This window comes from Delftia sp. SD018, assembly GCF_017355445.1.
Taxonomy (GTDB): Bacteria; Pseudomonadota; Gammaproteobacteria; order Burkholderiales; family Burkholderiaceae_C; genus Comamonas; species Comamonas acidovorans.
The window spans coordinates 598,952-617,957 of record NZ_JADDRN010000001.1; the positions used below are offsets into that span (position 1 = coordinate 598,952).

The following is a 19,006-nucleotide window of genomic DNA, read 5'->3' on the forward strand; positions in this document are numbered from 1 at the left end:
GTGTGTTTATGGCCAAGGAGAGGCGGGCGTTGATTGCGGCATGTGCCGGCAGGCCACGCCAGTGGCGAACTTTTCATTATCGTGGATTCTTCGCTCGGCGATGTTTCAAGCCGATGCCTGCAAGGTCTTGGCCTGCGGTGCGGGCAAGGGGCGCGGTGGCAGCGTGAGCGTGAAGCGGGTGCCGCCCTGGTCTGATGGCGCTGCCTGTATGTCGCCGCCGTGCAGGCGCGCAATGCGCCGTGCGACCCACAGGCCCAGGCCGAAGCCGCGGGCCTGGTCGGAGCGGTGGCCGCGCTCGAAGCGCTCGAAGATGCGTTGCGCCAGCTCGGGTGCAAGACCCGGGCCCTGGTCGCTGACAGTGAGTTCCAGCCGGCCGTGTTCGTCGGTGCGCGCCCGCACGGCGATTTCTCCGGCCTTGGCGTATTTCACCGCGTTGTCCACGAGGTTGGACAGGGCGATGCGGGTGAGCGTGGAGTCGCACTCCCATGTGGCGGGCGCATTGGCGCTGTCCAGGTTCAGGTGGTGGCGGCGTGACCAGTGCACAAGCTGTGCGGCATCATCGACCAGTTCCATTACGGGAGCGCGGTGCAATTGCAGCCGGAAGGCGGGAGCATCCAGGCGGTCGCTGATCAGGCAGTTGTCCACCAGGGCCGTCAGGCGCCTGCAGGCGCGACGGATCTGTGCGGCGCGCTCCAGCTGGGAGTCGATGTCGGGCGAGGGAAAGGACAGCTGCTCGGTGGCCGCGCTGTCCACCACGGCCAGCGGCGTGCGGAATTCATGGTTGACCATGTTGAAGAACTGGCGCTGCTCCAGCCGCAGCGTGCGTTCGCTGTGCAGTGCCGCCTGCAGTGCGTTCTGGGCGCGCAGCAGCTCGGCCGTGCGCAGGCGTACACGCTCTTCCAGCGCATGCTCGGACTTGGCAAGGGATTCGAGCAGCTGTGCCTGGCGTGCCATGGAGTCCCGGAATTTCTGGATCAGACCGGCGCCCACGGCCACGGTGATCACGATGTTGACCAGCAAGGTGTTGAGCTGCCAGAACACGCTGGTTTCTATGGTCGGCAGGCTGGTCAGGCCGACATAGGCCGCTGTCACATACAGGCCCATCAGACCATACATGGTGCTGGGAACCACCATCAGCACATGGACCAGATTGGCACGCTCGCGCAGCAGATTGCTCCATGCCACCACGGCGAACAGTGCGCTGATGGCCCAGGGCGCGCCAACCCCTATCCAGGCCCAGTCCTGGTAGCGGCCCAGCGGTATGCTGGGCAGGCACAGCAGCGGGATTATTCCCAGGGCAAGCAAGGCCCGATCCATGCGCCGCCAGCGTGTGTCGCGTGTCAGCAGCTCGCGCATCTGCCAGGCCAGGGCGGCGGGCAGCATCAAGGTACCCAGGCTGACGCACAGATGGCCCCAGTGCGCGAGGTGGTCGGGCAGCCAGATCTGCAGGTACCCCCGGTCGCTTGCGCCGTGGATCAGCACGGCCATGGCGGCCACGGCCATGGCGGCCAGATTGCGCAACCGCAAGGCCAGGGCTGCCCCGATGATCAGCAGGGCCAGCATGAGATTGATGCCCTGGTGGATGCCCGATGCCCATTCCACGGCCGAGAACTGCGTCATCAGACCGCTGCTGCGCCAGAGTGTGGCGTCCAGCTGCATGGGGCTTGAGGTCTGCACGCGCAGGATGAAGGGCTGGCCCGAGTACAGCGGAAACACCAGTTGCCGAACATGCACGCGCGGTTCGTCGGTGGCCGTATCACCGCTGCTGCGCATGCGCCATGCGCCGTCCACGTGCTGGTAGAGCGCAACGCGGTCGAGATAACTGGGCAGGATTTCCAGCCACAGCGGATCGTGCTCGGGGTCTGCCTTGCCGGCGGCGATGTGAGGCGCCTGCACCTTGAGCCAATACACATCGCGCGTATAGCCCTTGTTCAGCGGTGTATCGAGCAGGGTGAAGGCCGTATCGGGCAGGGCTGCCACCTGATCGATGGTGAAGCTGCCTTGTGCATCGACGAGCGCCAGCATGGGCAGGTCCGTGCCCAGCTGCAGGCGCTTTGCCGGCAGGGACTGCCAGGCTGGGCTGAGAATGAAGCAGACCACCAGCACCAGCGAAAACACCAGCCAGCCCGGCAGTGCCAGCCGGTTCAGGATACGCAGCAGGTTCAGGATACGCATGGCGAGGCGGGCTGTGTTGCAGCTGTGGCAAGGCCGCTGTCTTCGGGAATGCTGCTGGGCAGCGTCAGCGTGAAGCAGGTGCCGCCGCCCGCAGCTGGCGTGACCTGCACATCGCCGCCATGCATCTGGGCCACGCGCCGGGCCACCCACAGCCCCAGGCCGAAGCCTCGGGTCTGGTCCGAACGCTCTCCGCGCTCGTGCAGCTCGAAGATGCGCTGCGCCAACTCGGGCGCCAGGCCAGGGCCCTCGTCGCTGACGGTGAGTTCCAGCCTGCCCTGTGCGTCCAGGCGGGCGCATACGGCGATTTCTCCGGCTTGGGCGTATTTCACGGCGTTGTCCACGAGGTTGGACAAGGCGATCCGTACCAGGGTGGGATCGCACTCCCAGGAGGCGGGGACGCCCGCAGTCTCCAGCTTCAGATGGTGGCGGCGCGACCAGTGCACGAGCTGCACGGCATCGTCGATCAGGTCCATCACGGGCACCCGGTCGAGCTGCAGCCGGAACGCAGGCGCGTCCAGTCGGTCGCTGACCAGGCAGTTGTCCACCAGGGCCGTGAGGCGCCTGCAGGCGCGGCGGATCTGGGCTGCGCGTTCCAGCTGGGAATCGATATCGGTGGACGGAAAAGTCAGTTGCTCGGTGGCCGCGCTGTCCACCACGGCCAGCGGCGTGCGGAATTCATGGTTGACCATGTTGAAGAACTGGCGCTGCTCCAGCCGCAGGGTGCGCTCGCCATGCAAGGCGGCCTGCAGCGCATTTTGCGCATGCAGCAGCTCCGCCGTGCGCATGCGCACCCGTCCTTCCAGCGCATGTTCCGACCGGGCCAGCGACTCCACCAGCTGTGCCTGCCTGCCCATGGAATTCTGGAATTTCTCGACCAGGCTGGCGCCCACGGCAATGATGATGAGGATGTACAGCAGCAGCGATTCCAGCTGCCAGTACATGCCTGCCTCGATGTCGGAAGACACCAGTCCCGTATAGGCCGCAGCCACGTGGATGCCCATGACCGTGTGCAGCGTGTAGGGAATCAGCACCAGCAGGTTGACGATGCTGGGACCCTGGCGGAACAGGTTCTGCCAGGCCACCAGCGCACTCAGCAGACTGGCCATCCAGGGCACGCTGACCCCCAGCCAGGCCCATTGCGTGTAGTGCCCCGTCGGTATGCTGAGTACGGCCAGCAGCGGTGCCACGGTCAGCAGCACCAGCATGCGATCGATGCGGCGCCAGGCCGTGCCGCGCGTCAAGGTCTCGCGTGCCTGCCAGGCAAAGGCGGCAGGCAGCAGGAAGACGCCCACGCTCACCCAGACATCCGCATGCGGCGCCCAGGGCTCGGGCAGCCACAGCTGGGCATAGCCGCGCACATTGGCGTTGTGGGTCAGCACCACGAAGGCCAGCAAGGTCATGGCCATCAGGCTGCGCATGCGCAGGGCCAGGGCCGCGCCCGCGATCAGCAGGGTCAGCACCAGATTCACACCCTGGTGCACGCCCGATGCCCACTCGACGCTGGACAACCAGGCCATCAGCCCCGTGCTGCGCCAGACCGTGGCGTACAGCTGCATGGCGCTGCTGGTCTCGATGCGCAGTACAAAGGGCTGGCCAGCGCGCAGTGGAAACACCAGCTGGCGCACATGGATGCGCTGAGCCATGGGCACGGTGTCACCGCTTTCCCTCGCCTGCCACAGGCCGTGCGCCTGCTGGTAGAGCGTGACCTTGTCCAGATAGGTGGGCGTGATCTCCAGCCACAGCGCATCGTTGTCGGCCAGCCCGCTTGTGGGCGCAAGGGCAGGCGCGGCAACCCTCACCCAGTAAGCATGGCGGGTATAGCCCTCGTTCAGAGGCGTGCGCCGGGTTTCGAAGGCATCATCGGGCAGGGCCGCGACCTGTTCAATGGTCATGCTGCGGCCCGCATCGGCAAGCACCTGCATGGGCAGGTCCTTGCCAAGACGCAGTCCCTTGTCAGGGGGAGGCATGGACGCCGGGCTCAGCACGAAAAATGCAAGTAACCCGAGCGAAACCATGATCCATGCAATAAATGTAAATTTTTGTGTGTTTCTCTGAACTGTGAGCATTCGAGAGTGTTCGTGCATGGCGGCGGACGTTCGCCCCAATGAAAATCCGCGCACCAATAGGCAAACATCATGCAGCAGACACTAGAGCCATCGATCGAGTTCACCGTCGCCGTCGTAGAGGACGACGAGGATATTCGTATCAATGTGTGTCGATTTTTAACAAAGTCTGGCTTGCATGCCTGGGGCACGGATTCTGCAGAAGACTTCTACATAAAGCTACTGCGTGAGAAGGCAGATCTGGTCGTCGTCGACCTGGGCCTGCCCGGCGAGGACGGCCTGAGCCTGGTCAAGCGCCTGGCCGAGCAGGAGATTCCCGTCGTGGTGCTCACTGCACGCGGCGATCTGGACAGCCGCATTGCCGGCCTCAATGCCGGCGCCCTGCAGTACTTCGTCAAGCCCACCGACATGAACGAGCTGGTGGCCGGCATCCGCTCCCAGCTGCGCCGCAACACGGGCCAGCCGGCCCGGGCGGCGGCACCTTTCCTGACCTGGCGCCTTGACCCCCTTTCGGCCTGCATGGTCGCGCCCAACCACCAGATCATTGCCCTGACCAGTCGCGAGCTGGAATTGCTCGGCTGCCTGATGGCAACCCCCGGAACCATGGTGGCCAAGCAGACCTTGATCGAGACCATGGGATACGCCGATGTGGATGACGGCTTCCACCGCATCGAATCGCAGCTGACGCGGCTGCGCCGCAAGACCCTGGATATCTCCGGGCTGGCCCTGCCGGTGAGGGCAGTGTTCGGCCGAGGGCTGGTGTTCGTGCCTTAAGCACCCGCCACTTTTCTTTCCCTTTTCCCCACCTTTTGAACGCGGCTTTCAGAGCCCGCGCAGGGGATTCGTTTGCTCTTTTTTTGAGCGCGGGAAAGCTGCGGGGCTGTCGCCAGTGGCGCTACAGAGTTTTTTCAACGGTGCGAAAGCATCAAAAAAGAGAGGAGCGGTATGACAAGACAGACTATCCGTGCCGAGCGGAGTGCTTTCAAACAGAAGGCCGGAACCCAAACAAGGCGCCTGGCACTGGGAGCTGCGCTGCTTGCAAGCACCGTGGCCCAGGCATCGTTCATCAATGGCGATTTCGAGACGGGAAATCTGAATGGCTGGACGGAAGAGGCCTGGACCAACAATGGCACGGCGGCGACCTTGACGTCCAACCCCGTCAAACTGGCTGACCTGCAGCGTGCGGCTCCGGCGGGAAAGCTGCCGTTGAACTCGGTCGTCACAGCGCCCGAGGCGACGGTCAAGGATCGCCTGTGGGTTTCGGGCAGCTCCGATCTGTTGCTGCCCATGCGCGGCAGCAACACGGCCCGCATCAATCTGACCGAGACGCATATCCCTCGCAATGTGTCGCCAGAGCCCTCGTTTACCCAGCAGCCGAAGACAGCCAGTGCTATTTCGCAGGAAGTGACGCTGACGGCCGACGACATCGACAAGGACGGAAAAATCCATATCCGTTTCATCGCTGCGCCGGTGCTGGATGATCCAGGCAGCGGTCACACGCCTGCTCAGCGTCCGTACTATGCCATTGCATTGGTCAAGACTTTCGATGCACAAACTGCTTCGGTGGTGGACAAGGAACTTTTCTTTAAATATCACTATGCGGGCCAACCGGGTGTGGCTTGGAAATCGTTCCAGGATGCGAATGGGCACTCGGAGTTGTTCACCGACCCTCAGGCCTATGACGTGGCGCCTGGCAATGAAGTGCTGCGTGTAGGCGATAAGGTTCGATTGGAAGCGATTGCCGCGGGCTGTAGCCAGAGCGGACACTCGGGCCACCTGTATGTGGACAACTTCACCACCGCCCTGCCCAAGGGGGTATGGATCACGGCGTCGGGACCGGTGAGTGCCCCCAAGAACGATGGCACTGAGATCACCTACACGTACAGCTATACCAACAATGCCAGTACGCCGGTGACCAATGTCGAGGTGACGCCGGCCATGCCGCAAGACAGCACGGGTGTTTCCACCAGCTTTGTCTCTTTGGTCGATGCGAAAAACTATTGCACCGCACCTGTGGGTGGCGTGGGCTCCACGGGGCCTGCAAAGTGCAGCATCCCCAGCCTTGCACCAGGTGAGACCCTGACGTTCAAGATGACGGTCAAGGTTCCGCTGGGCACGCCGGGCGACCAGATCAACAACGGCAACTACACCATTGGTGGCGATGGCGTGGCCACACTCATGGGAGCCATGGTGCAGACCAACCTGCTGGACACTGCGTCCTCCAGCGACATGACCACAAACCCGAGCGGACTGCCGCCCAAGGGCACGGTGGGCGTGCCTTATCCGCCGACAGCTTCGTTCTCCTGCACCAACCAGGGTGCTGCAACTGCGAACAATGCGATCTGCGGCGTGACCGGCCTGCCCCCGGGAGTTACCGTGGGTCAGTGCAAGGTGAATGGTGTGGACTGGGCCCAGGGCGATGCCGTCGCTGCAGGCGAGACGGTGGTCTGCCCGGTCTCCGGCACGCCGACGGCTCCAGGCACTTCCAACGTACAGGTCACGACGGGTGCGGACAACGACGTGACTCCTGCCAACAACCAGGTGGCGGCGTCTCCTGTGGTGATTGCGTCCCCTGCGGGCCCGGCCTCCATCCCCACGCTCTCCGAGTGGGGCCTGATCCTGATGTCCGGCCTGATGGGCATCATGGGCTGGGGCATGGCGCGCCGCCGCCGCGCCAACCCGCTGTGACCGGCAGTCGGTCGTGACACAGGGCGCCCTTCGGGGCGCCTTTTTTTTCATCTGGGCGCGGCCGCAGCCAATTGACTTGCTCAATGTGTGATCGAATAAGGGTTTGCACCTAGCGATATCCCCATGATCGTCCGTGATCGCCCCGCCGGCCTTAGGCTGTTTCTGATTTTGCGGGGCTCGGTGCTCCAGCGTATCCAGGTCACGCTGCTCGTGAACATCGTGTTCGCCGCCATCATCACTCTGGTGCATGGCAACCTGTTCGACGTCAAGATCACGGTGACGCCCATCCCTTTCACGCTGATCGGCCTGCCGCTGGCCATCTTCCTGGGCTTTCGCAACAACACCGCCTATGACCGCTACTGGGAAGGCCGCAAGCTCTGGGGCGAGATGGTGATCTGCGCGCGCACGCTGGCGCGCCAGTGCCAGAGCCTGATCGTCATCGACGGGGATCCGGACCCGGCCCGGCGCAGCAGCGATGCGCGCGTGCGCATGGTGCACCGGGCGATCGCCTTCGCGCATCTGCTGCGGACGCAGTTGCGAGGGCTGCACGAGGATGTGGCCGCAGGCCGCTGGCTGGTGGACAAGGAATGGCGCCAGCTCCAGGGCCTGCCGCTGGAGCAGCGCTGCGACGCACTGATGATGTCCATGGGCCGCGATCTGGCGCAGTGCGTGCGCCGTGGCGAGATGGACCCCTGCCTGGCCGCGTCCATGGACAAGACCTTCACGCGCATGACGGCGGCAGCCGCCTCGTGCGAGCGCATTCGCAACACGCCCATGCCGTTCTCCTATGCGCTGCTGCTGCACCGCACGGCCTATATGTACTGCTTTCTGCTGCCGTTCGGCCTGGTGGACACGACCGGTTTCATGACGCCCTTTGTCGTGGCCATCGTGGCCTACACCTTCTATGGGCTCGACGCCCTGGGCGATGAACTCGAAGAGCCCTTTGGCCTGGAGAGCAACGACCTGCCGCTGGACACCATCTGTCGCTCCATCGAGATCAGTCTGGGCTGCACGCTGGGCGAGACGGATCTGCCGGCACCGCTCAGGCCGGAGGGCTACCGGCTGACCTGAGGCGGCGGGCAGACATGGGCAAAGGCCCATGAAAAAAGCCCCGCAGTTTTCTGCGGGGCCTGGTGTGGTGCGGCGCGGTGAGGTCAGGCCTCAGGCAAACACGCCGGCCGTGTCCTGCATCTTCGCGGAGACGATGCCCAGGTGATGCAGGGTGTCACCGCCCGTCATCTCCATCTGCGTCAGGCGCTTGAAGTAGTGGCTGCCCGCGTACTCGTCGGTCACGCCGATGCCGCCGTGCAGCTGGACCGACTGCTGGCCGACAAAACGCAGCGACTGGCCCAGCTGGACCTTGGCGCGCGCGATGGCCACGTGGCGCTCGGCATCGGCCGCGCTCATCTTGAGGCTGGCGTAATAGCTCATGGAGCGGGCCAGCTCCAGCTGCATCTTCATGTCGGCCACGCGGTGGCGCAGGGCCTGGAAGCTGGCGATCACCGTGTTGAACTGCTTGCGCTGGTTCATGTACTCGGTGGTCAGCTTCAGCGTCTGCTCCATGGCGCCCACGCCTTCGGCGCACAGCGCGGCGTTGGCGGCGTCCTGGGCCAGCGTGAGGGCGGCTAGGCCATCGGCCGTCACCAGCGTGGCGGGGGCTGCCTGGCAGCGCAGTTCGGCCGCGCGGCTGCCGTCCTGGGTGCGGTAGCCCTGGGTGCTGACGCCGCTGGCGCCGCGCTCCACCAGGAAGAGGGCGATCTTGCCGTCCAACTGGGCCGGCACCAGAAAGGCGTCGGCTGCGTCGCCTGCGGGCACCACGCTCTTGGTGGCGTCCACCGTGTAGCCGCTGCCGCTCTTGCTGGCCTTGGCTGCGCAGACATCGAGGCGGTAGCGGGCCTGGCGCTCCTGGTGTGCCAGCACGACCAGGGCCTCGCCGCTGGCCACGCGCGGCAGCCACTGGCCGGCCACGGAGGCGTCGGCGTGCTTGCCGAGCACGCCGGCGGCCACAAAGGCCTGCGCCAGCGGCTCCATCACCAGGCCGCGGCCCAACTCCTCCATCACCACCATCACGTCGGTGGAGCCCAGGCCCAGGCCGCCGTGCTCCTCGGGCACGGTCAAGGCCGTCAGGCCCAGTTCGGCGAGCTCGCCCCAGACCTCGCGCGAAAAACCGCCCGCCTCGACGATGGAGCGGCGGCGCTCGAAGGTATAGCCCTTGTCCACCCAGCGGCGCACGGCGTCGCGCAGTTGCTGCTGGTCATCCGAAAAATCAAAGTCCATTTTCTGTCTCCCGAAGCTGATCGAAGCGCGTCCGGCGCACTTCCGGGTTCAGCGAAACTCCAGCCAAAATCAGCCCAGCACCGTCTGAGCGACGATGTTTCTTTGCACCTCGTTGGAGCCGCCGTAGATCGTCGTCTTGCGCATGTTGAAGTACGTCGATGCCAGCGGCGCGTTGTCCACCACGCCGCCGGGGAAGTCGCCCTGCCAGCCGGCTTCCATGGCCTCTTCGATGAAGGGCAGGCTGAAGGGGCCGGCGGCCTGCATCATCAACTCGGAGTAGCGCTGCTGGATCTCGCTGCCCTTGATCTTGAGCAGCCCGGCGATGTCCAGCGGGTTCTTGCCCGATTTCTCGGCCGACAGCACGCGCAGCACCAGCATTTCCAGCGCCACCACATCGACTTCGAGCTTGGCGATCTCATCGCGGAAACGCTGGTCCTCGTAGACGCCTTCGGCCTTGGCGATGCGCTTGAGGCGCTCCAGCTCGCGCTTGGCGCGGTTCACGTCGGCGATATTGGTGCGCTCATGGCTCAACAGGTGCTTGGCGTAGGTCCAGCCCTTGTTCTCCTCGCCGATCAGGTTCTCGGCCGGCACTTCCACGTTGTCGAAGAAGACCTCGTTGACCTCGCACTCGCCATCGAGCAGCTTGATGGGGCGCACGGTCACGCCGGGGCTCTTCATGTCCACCAGCAGGAAGCTGATGCCGGTCTGGGGCTTGCCCTCGTTGCTGGTGCGCACCAGGCAGAAGATCCACTCGCCGTACTGGCCCAGCGTGGTCCAGGTCTTCTGGCCGTTGACGATGTACTTGTCGCCCACGCGCTCGGCACGGGTCTTGAGGCTGGCCAGGTCCGATCCCGAGCCCGGCTCCGAGTAGCCCTGGCTCCACCAGACCTCGCCGCTGGCAATGCCGGGCAGAAAGCGCTGCTGCTGCTCGGGCGAGCCGTAGGCCATGATCACGGGCGCCACCATCACGGGGCCGAAGGGAATGATGCGCGGGGCGCAGGCCAGGGCGCATTCCTCCTCGAACAGATGCTTTTGCACGGCACTCCAGCCGGGGCCGCCGAACTGCTTGGGCCAGCCGTAGCCCAGCCAGCCTTTCTTGCCAAGAATCTTGGCCCAGTTCTGCAGGTCGTCGCGCGTCAGGCGCAGCGAATGGCGCACCTTGTGCGCGATGTCCTGGGGCAGGTTGGCCCGCACCCAGACGCGGACTTCCTCGCGAAAGGACTGTTCTTCAGGGGTAAATGCCAGGTCCATGGACTGTGTCTCCTTCAATCCCGGCTTTTGTAGCACGCACGTTCTTTTTTGGACTGTCCAGGGCGTGACAACCTATGGCAATCCCTGATGCATCAAGCCCCGGGCGGCGGGGCCGTCCGGGGCTTGATGTTGGGGCCGCCTGAGCGCAGGCGATCAGCTGGATTGGCCGGGCTCCTCCAGCCCCAACTGTGCATAGACATGCGCAAGACGTGCCTGCAATTGCTGTACCTGGGCTTCGAGATCGACCACGCGCTGGGCCAGGGCATCGCCGCGTGCGCCTGCTGCAGCGGCGGGCTGGGCCATGGCGTTCACGTCCACGGGGCCGCACAGCAGATGGGCCCAGCGCTGCTCGCGTGCGCCAGGCGCGCGTGGCAGCAGCACGACCAGCGGGCCTCCTTTTTCCTCGCTGCGTTCGCGCAGCTCTTCCAGGAAGGCTTCGACCGATGAGATGTCGGCGAAGCGGTGCCAGCGCTCGGAGTTGATGCGCAGCTCGCCCGCCGTCTGCGGGCCGCGCAGCATCAGCAGGGACAGCAGCACGGCGCTCTGGTCGGGCACCCCCACGCCGCGCGGGAAGTTGTGCTCCCAGCGCGTGGCGCGCGCGCTGCTGATCTGTACGGACATGGTGCGCAGGCGCAGGCTGTCCAGCGCTTCCTGGGCCTCGCCTTCGCTGACTTCCATCACCGGATCACGGCTGCTTTTCTGGTTGCAGCCCGTGACCAGCGCGTTGAGCGTGAGCGGGTAGCTGTCGGGCACGGTGCGCGCCTTCTCCATCAGGGTGGCCAGCACGCGGGCTTCGACAGCGGTCAGGGGGGTGGAGCGGGGATCGAATGGCATGGGTGTCTGGACGGAAGAGGTGACAAGGCCCGGCAGGGCCATGGGCCTTGCCGGGGCTGGCGCAGGCCGCGCGGCCTGCGGTGCGACAATCGCCGCCCATGAAAAATATCGTGATCCTGATCTCGGGCGGCGGCTCGAACATGGCTGCCATTGTGCGTGCTTCGCAGCAACAGGACTGGGCGCGGCGTTACGGCGCCCGCGTGGCCGCCGTGGTCAGCAACAAGGCCGAGGCTTCGGGCCTTGTTTTTGCGCGCGAGCAAGGCATTGCCACCGAGGTGCTGGACCACCGCCCGTTTCCCAGCCGCGAGGCCTTCGATGCCGAGCTGGCCCAGGTGATCGACCGCCACGCGCCTTCGCTGATCGTGCTGGCCGGCTTCATGCGCATCCTCACGCCGGGCTTCGTGGCGCATTACGAGGGACGCATGATCAACATCCACCCCTCGCTGCTGCCCGCCTTCACGGGTCTGCACACGCACCAGCGGGCGATCGATGCAGGCTGCCGCTTTGCCGGCTGCACCGTGCACCGCGTTACGGCCGAGCTGGATGTGGGCCCCATCCTGGAGCAGGCCGTGGTGCCCGTGCTGCCCGGTGACACGGCCCAGGCGCTGGCCGCGCGCGTGCTGGTGCAGGAGCACCTCATCTACCCGCGCGCCGTGGCGCAGTTGATGCGGGGCTAGGGTCTGCTCACAGGCCTTCGCTCTGAAAGGCCTGCTGCTCCGGCTCGGGGCAGCGTGCAAAGCGGGGCTGCTTCACGCCGTCGATGACCACGGTTTCATTGAACATGGCGGCAGGCCGCACCCACAGGCCGCGCTCGCCATAGAGCGCGCGATACAGCGTCATGGACTCGCGCGTCTCGCTGTGGCGGACGGTGGCAAGCACTTCGTAGAGGGCGCCCTTGTAGTGGCGGTACAGGCCCGGGGGAGTGGGGATCAGGGGAGGCAGGTCGTCGTCGGTCATGGGGCGCCATGGTAGCTGCGCCAGCCCGGCGTTGCTGCGGGTTCCGACCTGTGGCCCTCTCGGATTTGCAAGGCGGTGGGACAATTGCGCCCATGCATCCCAAACAGCTTCTCGACGCCTGCGCCGAACTGGTCAAGCGCACCCTGACTTTCGAACACCCGGCCGACGCCGTGGTGTCACGCTTTTTCCGTGAAAACCGCAACCTGGGCCCGCGCGAGCGTGCCGCGCTGGCCGAAACCGCCTACACCGTGCTGCGCAAGAAGCTGCTTTTTGAGAGCCTGGCACGTTCTGGCAGCGGCTCGCGCGAGCGCAGGCTGGCCATCCTGGGTTTTGCCCATAGCCAGGAAGCCCTGGCCCGCGTGGCCGGCAAGTCCGAGCAGGGCGTCAAGGAGGCGCTCGGCTTTGCGCGCGCAGCGCTGTCCCCCCAGGAACTGCAATGGCTGGACGCCTGCGATGCCGTGCGCCCCGATGAGCTGATGGAGCCGCACCGCCACAACCTGCCCGAGTGGCTGGTCGCGCCGCTCAAGCAGCAGCTGGGTGAAGATTTCTGGGCCTTTGCCCAGAGCATGGAGCAGGCCGCACCGCTGGATCTGCGCGTCAATGCGCTGAACGCCAAGCGCGCCGATGTGCAAAAGGAACTGGCCGATGCCGGCATCGCCGCCGAAGCCACGCCGTACTCGCCCTGGGGCCTGCGCGTGCAGGGCAAGCCTGCGCTGGCCCGGCTGGACGCCTTCACGCGCGGCGCCATCGAGGTGCAGGATGAAGGCTCCCAGCTGCTGGCGCTGATGCTGGACGCCAAGCGTGGCGAAATGGTGGTCGATTTCTGCGCCGGCGCAGGCGGCAAGACCCTGGCCATTGGCGCGTCCATGCGCAGCACGGGGCGCCTGTACGCCTTCGATGTGTCCGGCCACCGGCTCGAAGCCCTGAAGCCGCGCCTGGCGCGCTCGGGTCTGTCGAACGTGCACCCTGCGGCCATCGCCCATGAGCGCGACGACCGCGTCAAGCGTCTGGCCGGCAAGATCGACCGCGTGCTGGTCGATGCGCCCTGCTCGGGCCTGGGCACGCTGCGCCGCAATCCCGACCTCAAGTGGCGCCAGTCGGCCAAGGCCATCGAGGAGCTTACGCAAAAGCAGGCGGCCATCCTGGCCAGTGCAGCGCGTCTGGTCAAGCCGGGTGGGCGCTTGGTCTATGCCACCTGTTCGGTCCTGCCCCAGGAAAACGAAGCCATCGCCGAGGCCTTTGCAGCGGAGCACTCTGACTTCGTGGCCATGGATGCCGGCGAACTGCTGGCCCAGCTCAAGGTGGAGCAGGGCGATGCGCTGTGCAGCGGCGGCGAGACCGGCACGCAGTACCTGCGCCTGTGGCCGCAGCGCCATGAGACGGACGGATTTTTCGCCGCCGTTTGGACCCGGAAGCCGTAACTTGCAGACGCAATAAGCTGTAAATCGCAGGAGATTGCCGAATGCCTTTGTAGGCGCATCGCCTAAAATTGAGGCATCGGTGCCACTGGGCGCCGCCTTGCCAAAGGCTTCGGTTATGTCGCTGGATTTCGGATCGGTTTGGAACCTCGCCGTGGATTGGATGGCCCATGGCCTGTGGCAGCTGTCGTGGTGGCAGCTGCTGCTGTACGCCCTGGTCACCACCCACATCACCATTGCGGGCGTCACCATCTTCCTGCACCGCTGCCAGGCCCACCGCTCGCTGGACCTGGGGCCGGTTCCTTCGCACTTCTTCCGTTTCTGGCTGTGGCTGGGCACGGGCATGGTCACCAGGGAGTGGGTGGCCATCCACCGCAAGCACCACGCCAAGTGCGAAACCGAGGACGACCCCCACAGCCCGCAAACACGTGGCCTGGACACCGTGATGCGCCAGGGTGCGGAGCTGTACCGCGAAGAGGCGGCGAACGCCGAGACACTCAGGAAGTTCGGCCACGGCACGCCCGACGACTGGATCGAGCGCCATCTCTACAGCCGGCATTCGATCTGGGGCCCTTCGCTGATGCTGATCATCAACGTGCTGCTGTTCGGCGCTATCGGACTGACGATCTGGGCCGTGCAGATGGCCTGGATTCCGTTCTGGGCTGCCGGCGTGGTCAACGGCCTGGGCCATTTCTGGGGCTACCGCAACTTCGAGGCCCAGGATGCCAGCACCAACCTCGTGCCCTGGGGCCTGATCATTGGCGGCGAGGAACTGCACAACAACCACCATACCTACCCGACCTCGGCCAAGTTCTCGGTCAAGCGCTATGAGTTCGACGTGGGCTGGGTCTACATCAGCGCCATGCAGAAGCTGGGCTGGGCCAAGGTCAAGAAGACGGCGCCGCGGCTGGTCATGGGCGCCGTCAAGCCCGTGGCCGACGAAAAGACGCTGGAGGCCGTGATCGCCAACCGCTACGAGGTCATGGCCCGCTATGCGCGCGGCGTGCGCGCCGCCGTGCAGATCGAGCTCGATGCGCTCAAGCAGCGCAAGGCCCGGCAGGCCGACCTGTCCCTGCTCAAGACGGCGCGCCGCTGGCTGCACCGCGATGCCGACAAGGTGCCCGCCCAGGCGCAAGGGCAACTGGCCCAGGCGCGCGCAGCCCACCCCGTGCTCGACCAGATGCTGGTCATGCGCGAGGAGCTGCGCCAGCTGTGGCTGAACACCTCGCTGTCGCGCGAGCAACTGACGGCCCATCTGCAGGCCTGGTGCCATCGCGCCGAGGCCAGCGGCATTGCTGCGCTCAAGGAGTTTTCCGTCAAGCTGCGCGCTGCCCACGCCTGAGGCCGCGAAGCCAGCCGGCAACCGACCATGCCCGGGGCCGCATCCCCTCTTCGGAGGCGATGCGGCTTTTTGCTGTGGGGCTCTGCCGCAGTTCCAGGCTTGTCATGGCCTGGGACAAGGAGCGGACCCGTATCTGCAGATCGGCGCCCGCGCGCCAGCCCTGGCCCGGCTGCAGCCTGAGGGCCGGCGCGGGCACCCCGTCCGCCCAGGCCTGTTGCGGGGCGGTGATTTCCAGCGGGCCGTGGCGGCAGAACAGTTCACTGCCCTCCAGCACATGCAGGTGAAGATCGTTGCCGGGGGCAAGATGGCGCAGTTCGAAGGAGTGGGTGTCGGCGTTGTGCATGGTCTGTGTCCTGTGATTCCAGGCCCTCAAGCGTAGGCATGCGGCCTTCATCGGCACAGGCACAGCCTGCGGCTTGTTGCATCGCAGCAGTGCAGGTGGCGGTGGATCTGTTCTGCTTTGTGGTCGATGGATCTGTATCTGTTGCGTAACAGCGCCTTGCGGCAAGATCGCGGGCAAGTCCTCTCGTCCCCGATTCGTTCTCGACCTGTTCCATGACCCTTGCTAGCGCCTCTCCGACCCTGTACCGCCGCCTGGCGGCCGACTACAGCCTGGCCATGGAACTGGGCACGCTCAAGGCGGGCGAGCGCATGCCTTCCGTGCGCGAGCTGATGCGCCGCCATGAGGTCAGCCTGTCCACGGCGCTGCAGACGCTGCGGCATCTGGAGGACCTGGGCCAGCTCGAAGCCCGCCCGCGCGTGGGCTACTTCGTGCGCGATGCCCGGCCTGCAGGCCTGGCCCCGGCCAGCGAGCCTGACCTGAGCCAGCCGGTGCAACCGCTGCCGCAGCCGCACTTCGCAGGCATCAATGAACACATTTCCCTGATGCTGGAGCGCGGCCGCCAGGCCGACGTGCGCGTGGACCTGGGCGGTGCCACGCCGCCGCCCGAACTGTTCGATCGCGGCTACCTGAACCAGACCGCCGCCCGGCTGCTGCGCGAGCAGCCTGACGTGTTGGTGCTGGGGCGCTCCATGATGGGCAGCCACCCTGATTTCCAGCGCGCCATGGCGCGGCGCGCGCTGGCGGCGGGCATCCATGTGGCACCGGCCGATGTGCTGGCGACCACGGGCAATTCCGAGGCCGTGAGCCTGGCGCTGGCCGCTGTGGCCTCGCCGGGGGATGTGGTGGCCGTGGAGTCGCCGACCTACTACGGCCTGCTGCAGGTGGTGGAGTCCTTGCAGATGCAGGCGCTGGAGATTCCCTGCAGCCCGCGCACCGGCCTGTCCATCGAGGCGCTGGAGCTGGCCCTGCAGACCCAGCCGCGCCTGAAGGCCGTGGTGGTCGTGCCCGAGCTGCAGATGCCGCTGGGTACGCGCATTCCCGATGAGCACAAGGCCAGGCTGGTCGATCTGTGCGGCGCCCACGGCGTGGCATTGATCGAGGACGACTCCTATGGACTGTTCGTGGAAAGCAGCCAGCCCGTGCGCCCCATCAAGGCCTGGGATCGCCTGCCGGGCCATGTCATCTATTGCGAGGCCTTCAACAAGAGCATGGCGCCGGGCCTGCGCCAGGGCTGGATGAACGCTGGCCAGTGGCATGGGCGGGTGCAGATGCTCAAGTTCGCGCGCAGCCGGGGCACCCAGACCCTGGCCCAGTTGCTGGCGGCCGCCTGCGTGGGCTCGCCCGCACATTTGCGCAATCTGCAGCGCCTCAAGCAGCAGTTGCGGCGCCAGCGTGAAGGCATGGCGCAGCTGGTGGCGCGGTTTTTCCCGCTGGGCACGCGGCTGAGCCTGCCGCCCGGCGGGCTCAGCCTGTGGCTGGAGTTTCCGGCTGGCGTGTCCACGTCCGCGCTGTTCACGCAGGCGCTGGCGCGCGGCATCCGCACGGCGCCGGGCAGCATGTTCTCGAACTCGGGCCGCTACGAGCACTGCATGCGCCTGGGCTGCACCCTGCCGGTGGATGCCGTGATCGAGCAGGCCTGCCGCGAGCTGGGTGCCATGGCCTGTGCGCAGCTGGGTCAGCCGGCGCGCAGTGGGTGACAGGCGAAAAACAGACGAAAAACAGACGAAAAAGGACGCAAAGCGGGCACAAAGCCAACACAAAGCGGACGCAAAAAAACCGCCGGGCTTGCGCCGGGCGGTTTTTTGTCGGTACCGGGAACAGGCTGAATTACTTCAGCTTGATTTCCTTGTACGTGACGTGCTTGCGAGCCTTGGGATCAAACTTCATGATCGCCATCTTCTCGGGCATTGTCTTCTTGTTCTTGGTCGTGGTGTAGAAGTGGCCGGTTCCTGCAGTGGATTCCAGCTTGATCTTTTCGCGTCCGCCTTTAGCAGCCATGGTGTTTCTCCTTGAGGGATTTAGGCTTGGCCACGGGCACGCAGGTCTGCGAGCACGGAGTCGATACCGTTCTTGTCGATCAGGCGCAGAGCAGCGCTGGAAACGCGCAGGCGCACCCAACGGTTTTCGCTCTCAACCCAGAAACGGCGGTATTGCAGGTTGGGCAGGAAACGACGCTTGGTCTTGTTGTTGGCGTGGGAAACGTTGTTTCCCACCATGGGCTTCTTGCCCGTTACTTCACATACGCGTGCCATGAGGACACTCCGATAGTTGTACAGCCGCCGACGCTGATGCCCTGCATTTGCTGCATGGCTTGCCGGCAACCTCACCTCGCCATAAAGGGTGGCGGTAACCCCATGCTGAAAGTGTCCTGGCCATGCAAGCAAGGCACGCTTCAAATTCAGCAAAGCCACGGATTATAGCGTCTCCATGAGAAAAGCCCCTGGGCCAGCCAAACACGGCTGCAGCCAGGGGCTTTTGCCGCCCTGCGGGAGAGCAGGGCGGGCAGGGTGGCGTCCTGCTTATTCCTGTTCGAGGAAGCGCTGGGCGTCCAGCGCGGCCATGCAGCCCGTGCCGGCGCTGGTGATGGCCTGGCGGTAGACATGGTCCTGCACGTCGCCGGCCGCGAACACGCCGGGCACGCTGGTCTGCGTGGCAAAGCCCTTGAGGCCGCCCTGGGTGATGATGTAGCCGGTCTCGTCCATCTCCAGGTGGCCCTTGAAGATCTCGGTGTTGGGCGCATGGCCGATGGCGATGAAGCAGCCCTGCAGCTGGATGTCCTCGGCATGGCCGTCCTGGGTGCTCTTGATGCGGATGCCGGTCACGCCGGACTGGTCGCCCAGCACCTCTTCGAGCACGAAGTGGGTCTTGAGCTCGATCTTGCCGGCCCGGACCTTGTCCATGAGCTTGTCCACGAGGATGGGCTCGGCCTTGAACTTGTCGCGGCGGTGCACCAGGGTGACCTTGCTGGCGATGTTGGACAGGTACAGGGCTTCCTCGACGGCCGTGTTGCCGCCGCCGACCACGCACACGGGCTGCTCACGGTAGAAGAAACCGTCGCAGGTGGCGCAGCCGGAGACGCCGCGGCCCATGAAGGCCTCTTCGGAGGGCAGGCCCAGGTACTTGGCCGAGGCGCCGGTGGCGATGATCAGGCTGTCGCAGGTATAGGTGCCGGAGTCGCCGGTCAGCGTGAAGGGGCGCTTGGAGAAATCGACGCTGTGGATGTGGTCGAACACCACCTGGGTCTTGAAGCGCTCTGCGTGCTCCAGAAAACGCTGCATCAGCTCGGGGCCCTGCACGCCGTTCACGTCTGCAGGCCAGTTGTCCACCTCGGTCGTCGTCATCAGCTGGCCGCCCTGGGCCATGCCGGTCACCAGCAGCGGGTTGAGGTTGGCGCGCGCGGCATAGATGGCGGCCGTGTAGCCGGCAGGGCCGGAGCCGAGGATCAGGACTTTGGCGTGTTGGGTAGAAGACATGGATGCAGTTCTTGAAAAAGGCGCACGCCGGCAGTCGGCATGCAGAAAAAAAGATACATCGGGAACAGCTGTGGAGTATCGCTCCGCAGTCAGGTTCCCGTTGCCATATGGATCAATGGCCCGGATTGTCAAAAATGATCGACGTGGCGCCGTCATGCGGCGGTGTCATGCTCTGTTGCAAGTGC

At 65.4% G+C, this 19,006-nt stretch carries 17 protein-coding genes; 7 read left to right on the forward strand and 10 right to left on the reverse strand.

Annotation, left to right across the window (positions count from 1 at the left end; translation table 11 throughout):
- Positions 1-105 precede the first annotated feature (105 nt).
- A complete protein-coding gene (locus INR38_RS02715) occupies positions 106-2,175 on the reverse strand; it encodes an ATP-binding protein (protein ID WP_207442099.1) in 2,070 nt (689 codons plus the stop codon).
- Positions 2,163-4,142: an ATP-binding protein gene (locus tag INR38_RS02720; RefSeq protein WP_207442096.1), complete on the reverse strand. Its 1,980-nt coding sequence runs from the start codon at positions 4,140-4,142 to the stop codon at positions 2,163-2,165. The genes INR38_RS02715 and INR38_RS02720 overlap by 13 nt, the downstream gene beginning before the upstream one ends.
- Positions 4,143-4,310: 168 nt before the next feature.
- On the opposite strand from INR38_RS02720, the gene INR38_RS02725 reads away from it, so the two are divergent.
- From INR38_RS02725 to INR38_RS02735, 3 genes are all read left to right on the forward strand, one after another.
- Positions 4,311-5,012, forward strand: coding sequence for a response regulator transcription factor (locus INR38_RS02725; RefSeq protein WP_013800907.1), 702 nt, complete (start codon positions 4,311-4,313; stop codon positions 5,010-5,012).
- A gap of 171 nt (positions 5,013-5,183) precedes the next feature.
- A complete protein-coding gene (locus INR38_RS02730; RefSeq protein WP_207442095.1) occupies positions 5,184-6,926 on the forward strand; it encodes an IPTL-CTERM sorting domain-containing protein in 1,743 nt (580 codons plus the stop codon).
- 123 nt (positions 6,927-7,049) lie between these two features.
- Positions 7,050-7,997, forward strand: coding sequence for a bestrophin family protein (locus INR38_RS02735; protein ID WP_207442093.1), 948 nt, complete (start codon positions 7,050-7,052; stop codon positions 7,995-7,997).
- Between the two features lie 90 nt (positions 7,998-8,087).
- On the opposite strand, the gene INR38_RS02740 is transcribed toward INR38_RS02735, so the two are convergent.
- The 3 genes from INR38_RS02740 to INR38_RS02750 form a co-directional block, all read right to left on the reverse strand.
- The gene (locus tag INR38_RS02740; RefSeq protein ID WP_207442092.1) at positions 8,088-9,203 is read right to left on the reverse strand and encodes an acyl-CoA dehydrogenase family protein; all 1,116 of its coding nucleotides are present in this window, start codon (positions 9,201-9,203) and stop codon (positions 8,088-8,090) included.
- Positions 9,204-9,272: 69 nt separating this feature from the next.
- Positions 9,273-10,454 carry an acyl-CoA dehydrogenase family protein gene (locus tag INR38_RS02745; RefSeq protein ID WP_207442089.1) on the reverse strand — a complete coding sequence of 394 codons (1,182 nt, stop codon included), beginning with the start codon at positions 10,452-10,454 and terminating at the stop codon, positions 9,273-9,275.
- A gap of 153 nt (positions 10,455-10,607) precedes the next feature.
- Complete coding sequence (locus INR38_RS02750; RefSeq protein WP_097205011.1) at positions 10,608-11,288, reverse strand: YceH family protein; 681 nt, start codon at positions 11,286-11,288, stop codon at positions 10,608-10,610.
- Positions 11,289-11,386: 98 nt separating this feature from the next.
- Between INR38_RS02750 and purN the strand changes: the two genes are divergently transcribed.
- Complete coding sequence (gene purN / locus INR38_RS02755; protein WP_012207170.1) at positions 11,387-11,965, forward strand: phosphoribosylglycinamide formyltransferase; 579 nt, start codon at positions 11,387-11,389, stop codon at positions 11,963-11,965.
- A 7-nt stretch (positions 11,966-11,972) separates the two neighbouring features.
- On the opposite strand, the gene INR38_RS02760 is transcribed toward purN, so the two are convergent.
- Positions 11,973-12,245 (reverse strand): DUF1653 domain-containing protein, encoded by a 273-nt coding sequence (locus INR38_RS02760; protein ID WP_192366225.1) that lies wholly within the window; start codon positions 12,243-12,245, stop codon positions 11,973-11,975.
- A 92-nt stretch (positions 12,246-12,337) separates the two neighbouring features.
- Here INR38_RS02760 and INR38_RS02765 point away from each other — a divergent pair, with 92 nt between their 5' ends.
- Together INR38_RS02765 and INR38_RS02770 are read left to right on the forward strand one after the other, a co-directional pair.
- Complete coding sequence (locus INR38_RS02765; RefSeq protein ID WP_043825048.1) at positions 12,338-13,666, forward strand: RsmB/NOP family class I SAM-dependent RNA methyltransferase; 1,329 nt, start codon at positions 12,338-12,340, stop codon at positions 13,664-13,666.
- A 115-nt stretch (positions 13,667-13,781) separates the two neighbouring features.
- Positions 13,782-15,005, forward strand: a complete 1,224-nt coding sequence (locus INR38_RS02770; RefSeq protein ID WP_043825050.1) for a fatty acid desaturase — start codon at positions 13,782-13,784, stop codon at positions 15,003-15,005.
- Here INR38_RS02770 and INR38_RS02775 read toward each other — a convergent pair.
- Entirely contained in the window at positions 14,980-15,348 is a 369-nt protein-coding gene (locus INR38_RS02775) for a hypothetical protein (RefSeq protein ID WP_207442084.1), read from the reverse strand. The two genes, INR38_RS02770 and INR38_RS02775, sit on opposite strands and share 26 nt — an antisense overlap.
- Positions 15,349-15,560: 212 nt before the next feature.
- Between INR38_RS02775 and INR38_RS02780 the strand changes: the two genes are divergently transcribed.
- The gene (locus tag INR38_RS02780) at positions 15,561-17,045 is read left to right on the forward strand and encodes a PLP-dependent aminotransferase family protein (protein WP_207442082.1); all 1,485 of its coding nucleotides are present in this window, start codon (positions 15,561-15,563) and stop codon (positions 17,043-17,045) included.
- A gap of 130 nt (positions 17,046-17,175) precedes the next feature.
- Here the strand turns inward: INR38_RS02780 and rpmG are convergent, their stop codons facing one another.
- The 3 genes from rpmG to trxB form a co-directional block, all read right to left on the reverse strand.
- Positions 17,176-17,346 carry a 50S ribosomal protein L33 gene (gene rpmG, locus INR38_RS02785; protein WP_012207164.1) on the reverse strand — a complete coding sequence of 57 codons (171 nt, stop codon included), beginning with the start codon at positions 17,344-17,346 and terminating at the stop codon, positions 17,176-17,178.
- A gap of 20 nt (positions 17,347-17,366) precedes the next feature.
- Positions 17,367-17,600 (reverse strand): 50S ribosomal protein L28, encoded by a 234-nt coding sequence (gene rpmB / locus INR38_RS02790; protein WP_012207163.1) that lies wholly within the window; start codon positions 17,598-17,600, stop codon positions 17,367-17,369.
- Between the two features lie 267 nt (positions 17,601-17,867).
- Positions 17,868-18,821: a thioredoxin-disulfide reductase gene (gene trxB, locus INR38_RS02795; protein ID WP_034396780.1), complete on the reverse strand. Its 954-nt coding sequence runs from the start codon at positions 18,819-18,821 to the stop codon at positions 17,868-17,870.
- Between the last annotated feature and the right edge of the window lie 185 nt (positions 18,822-19,006).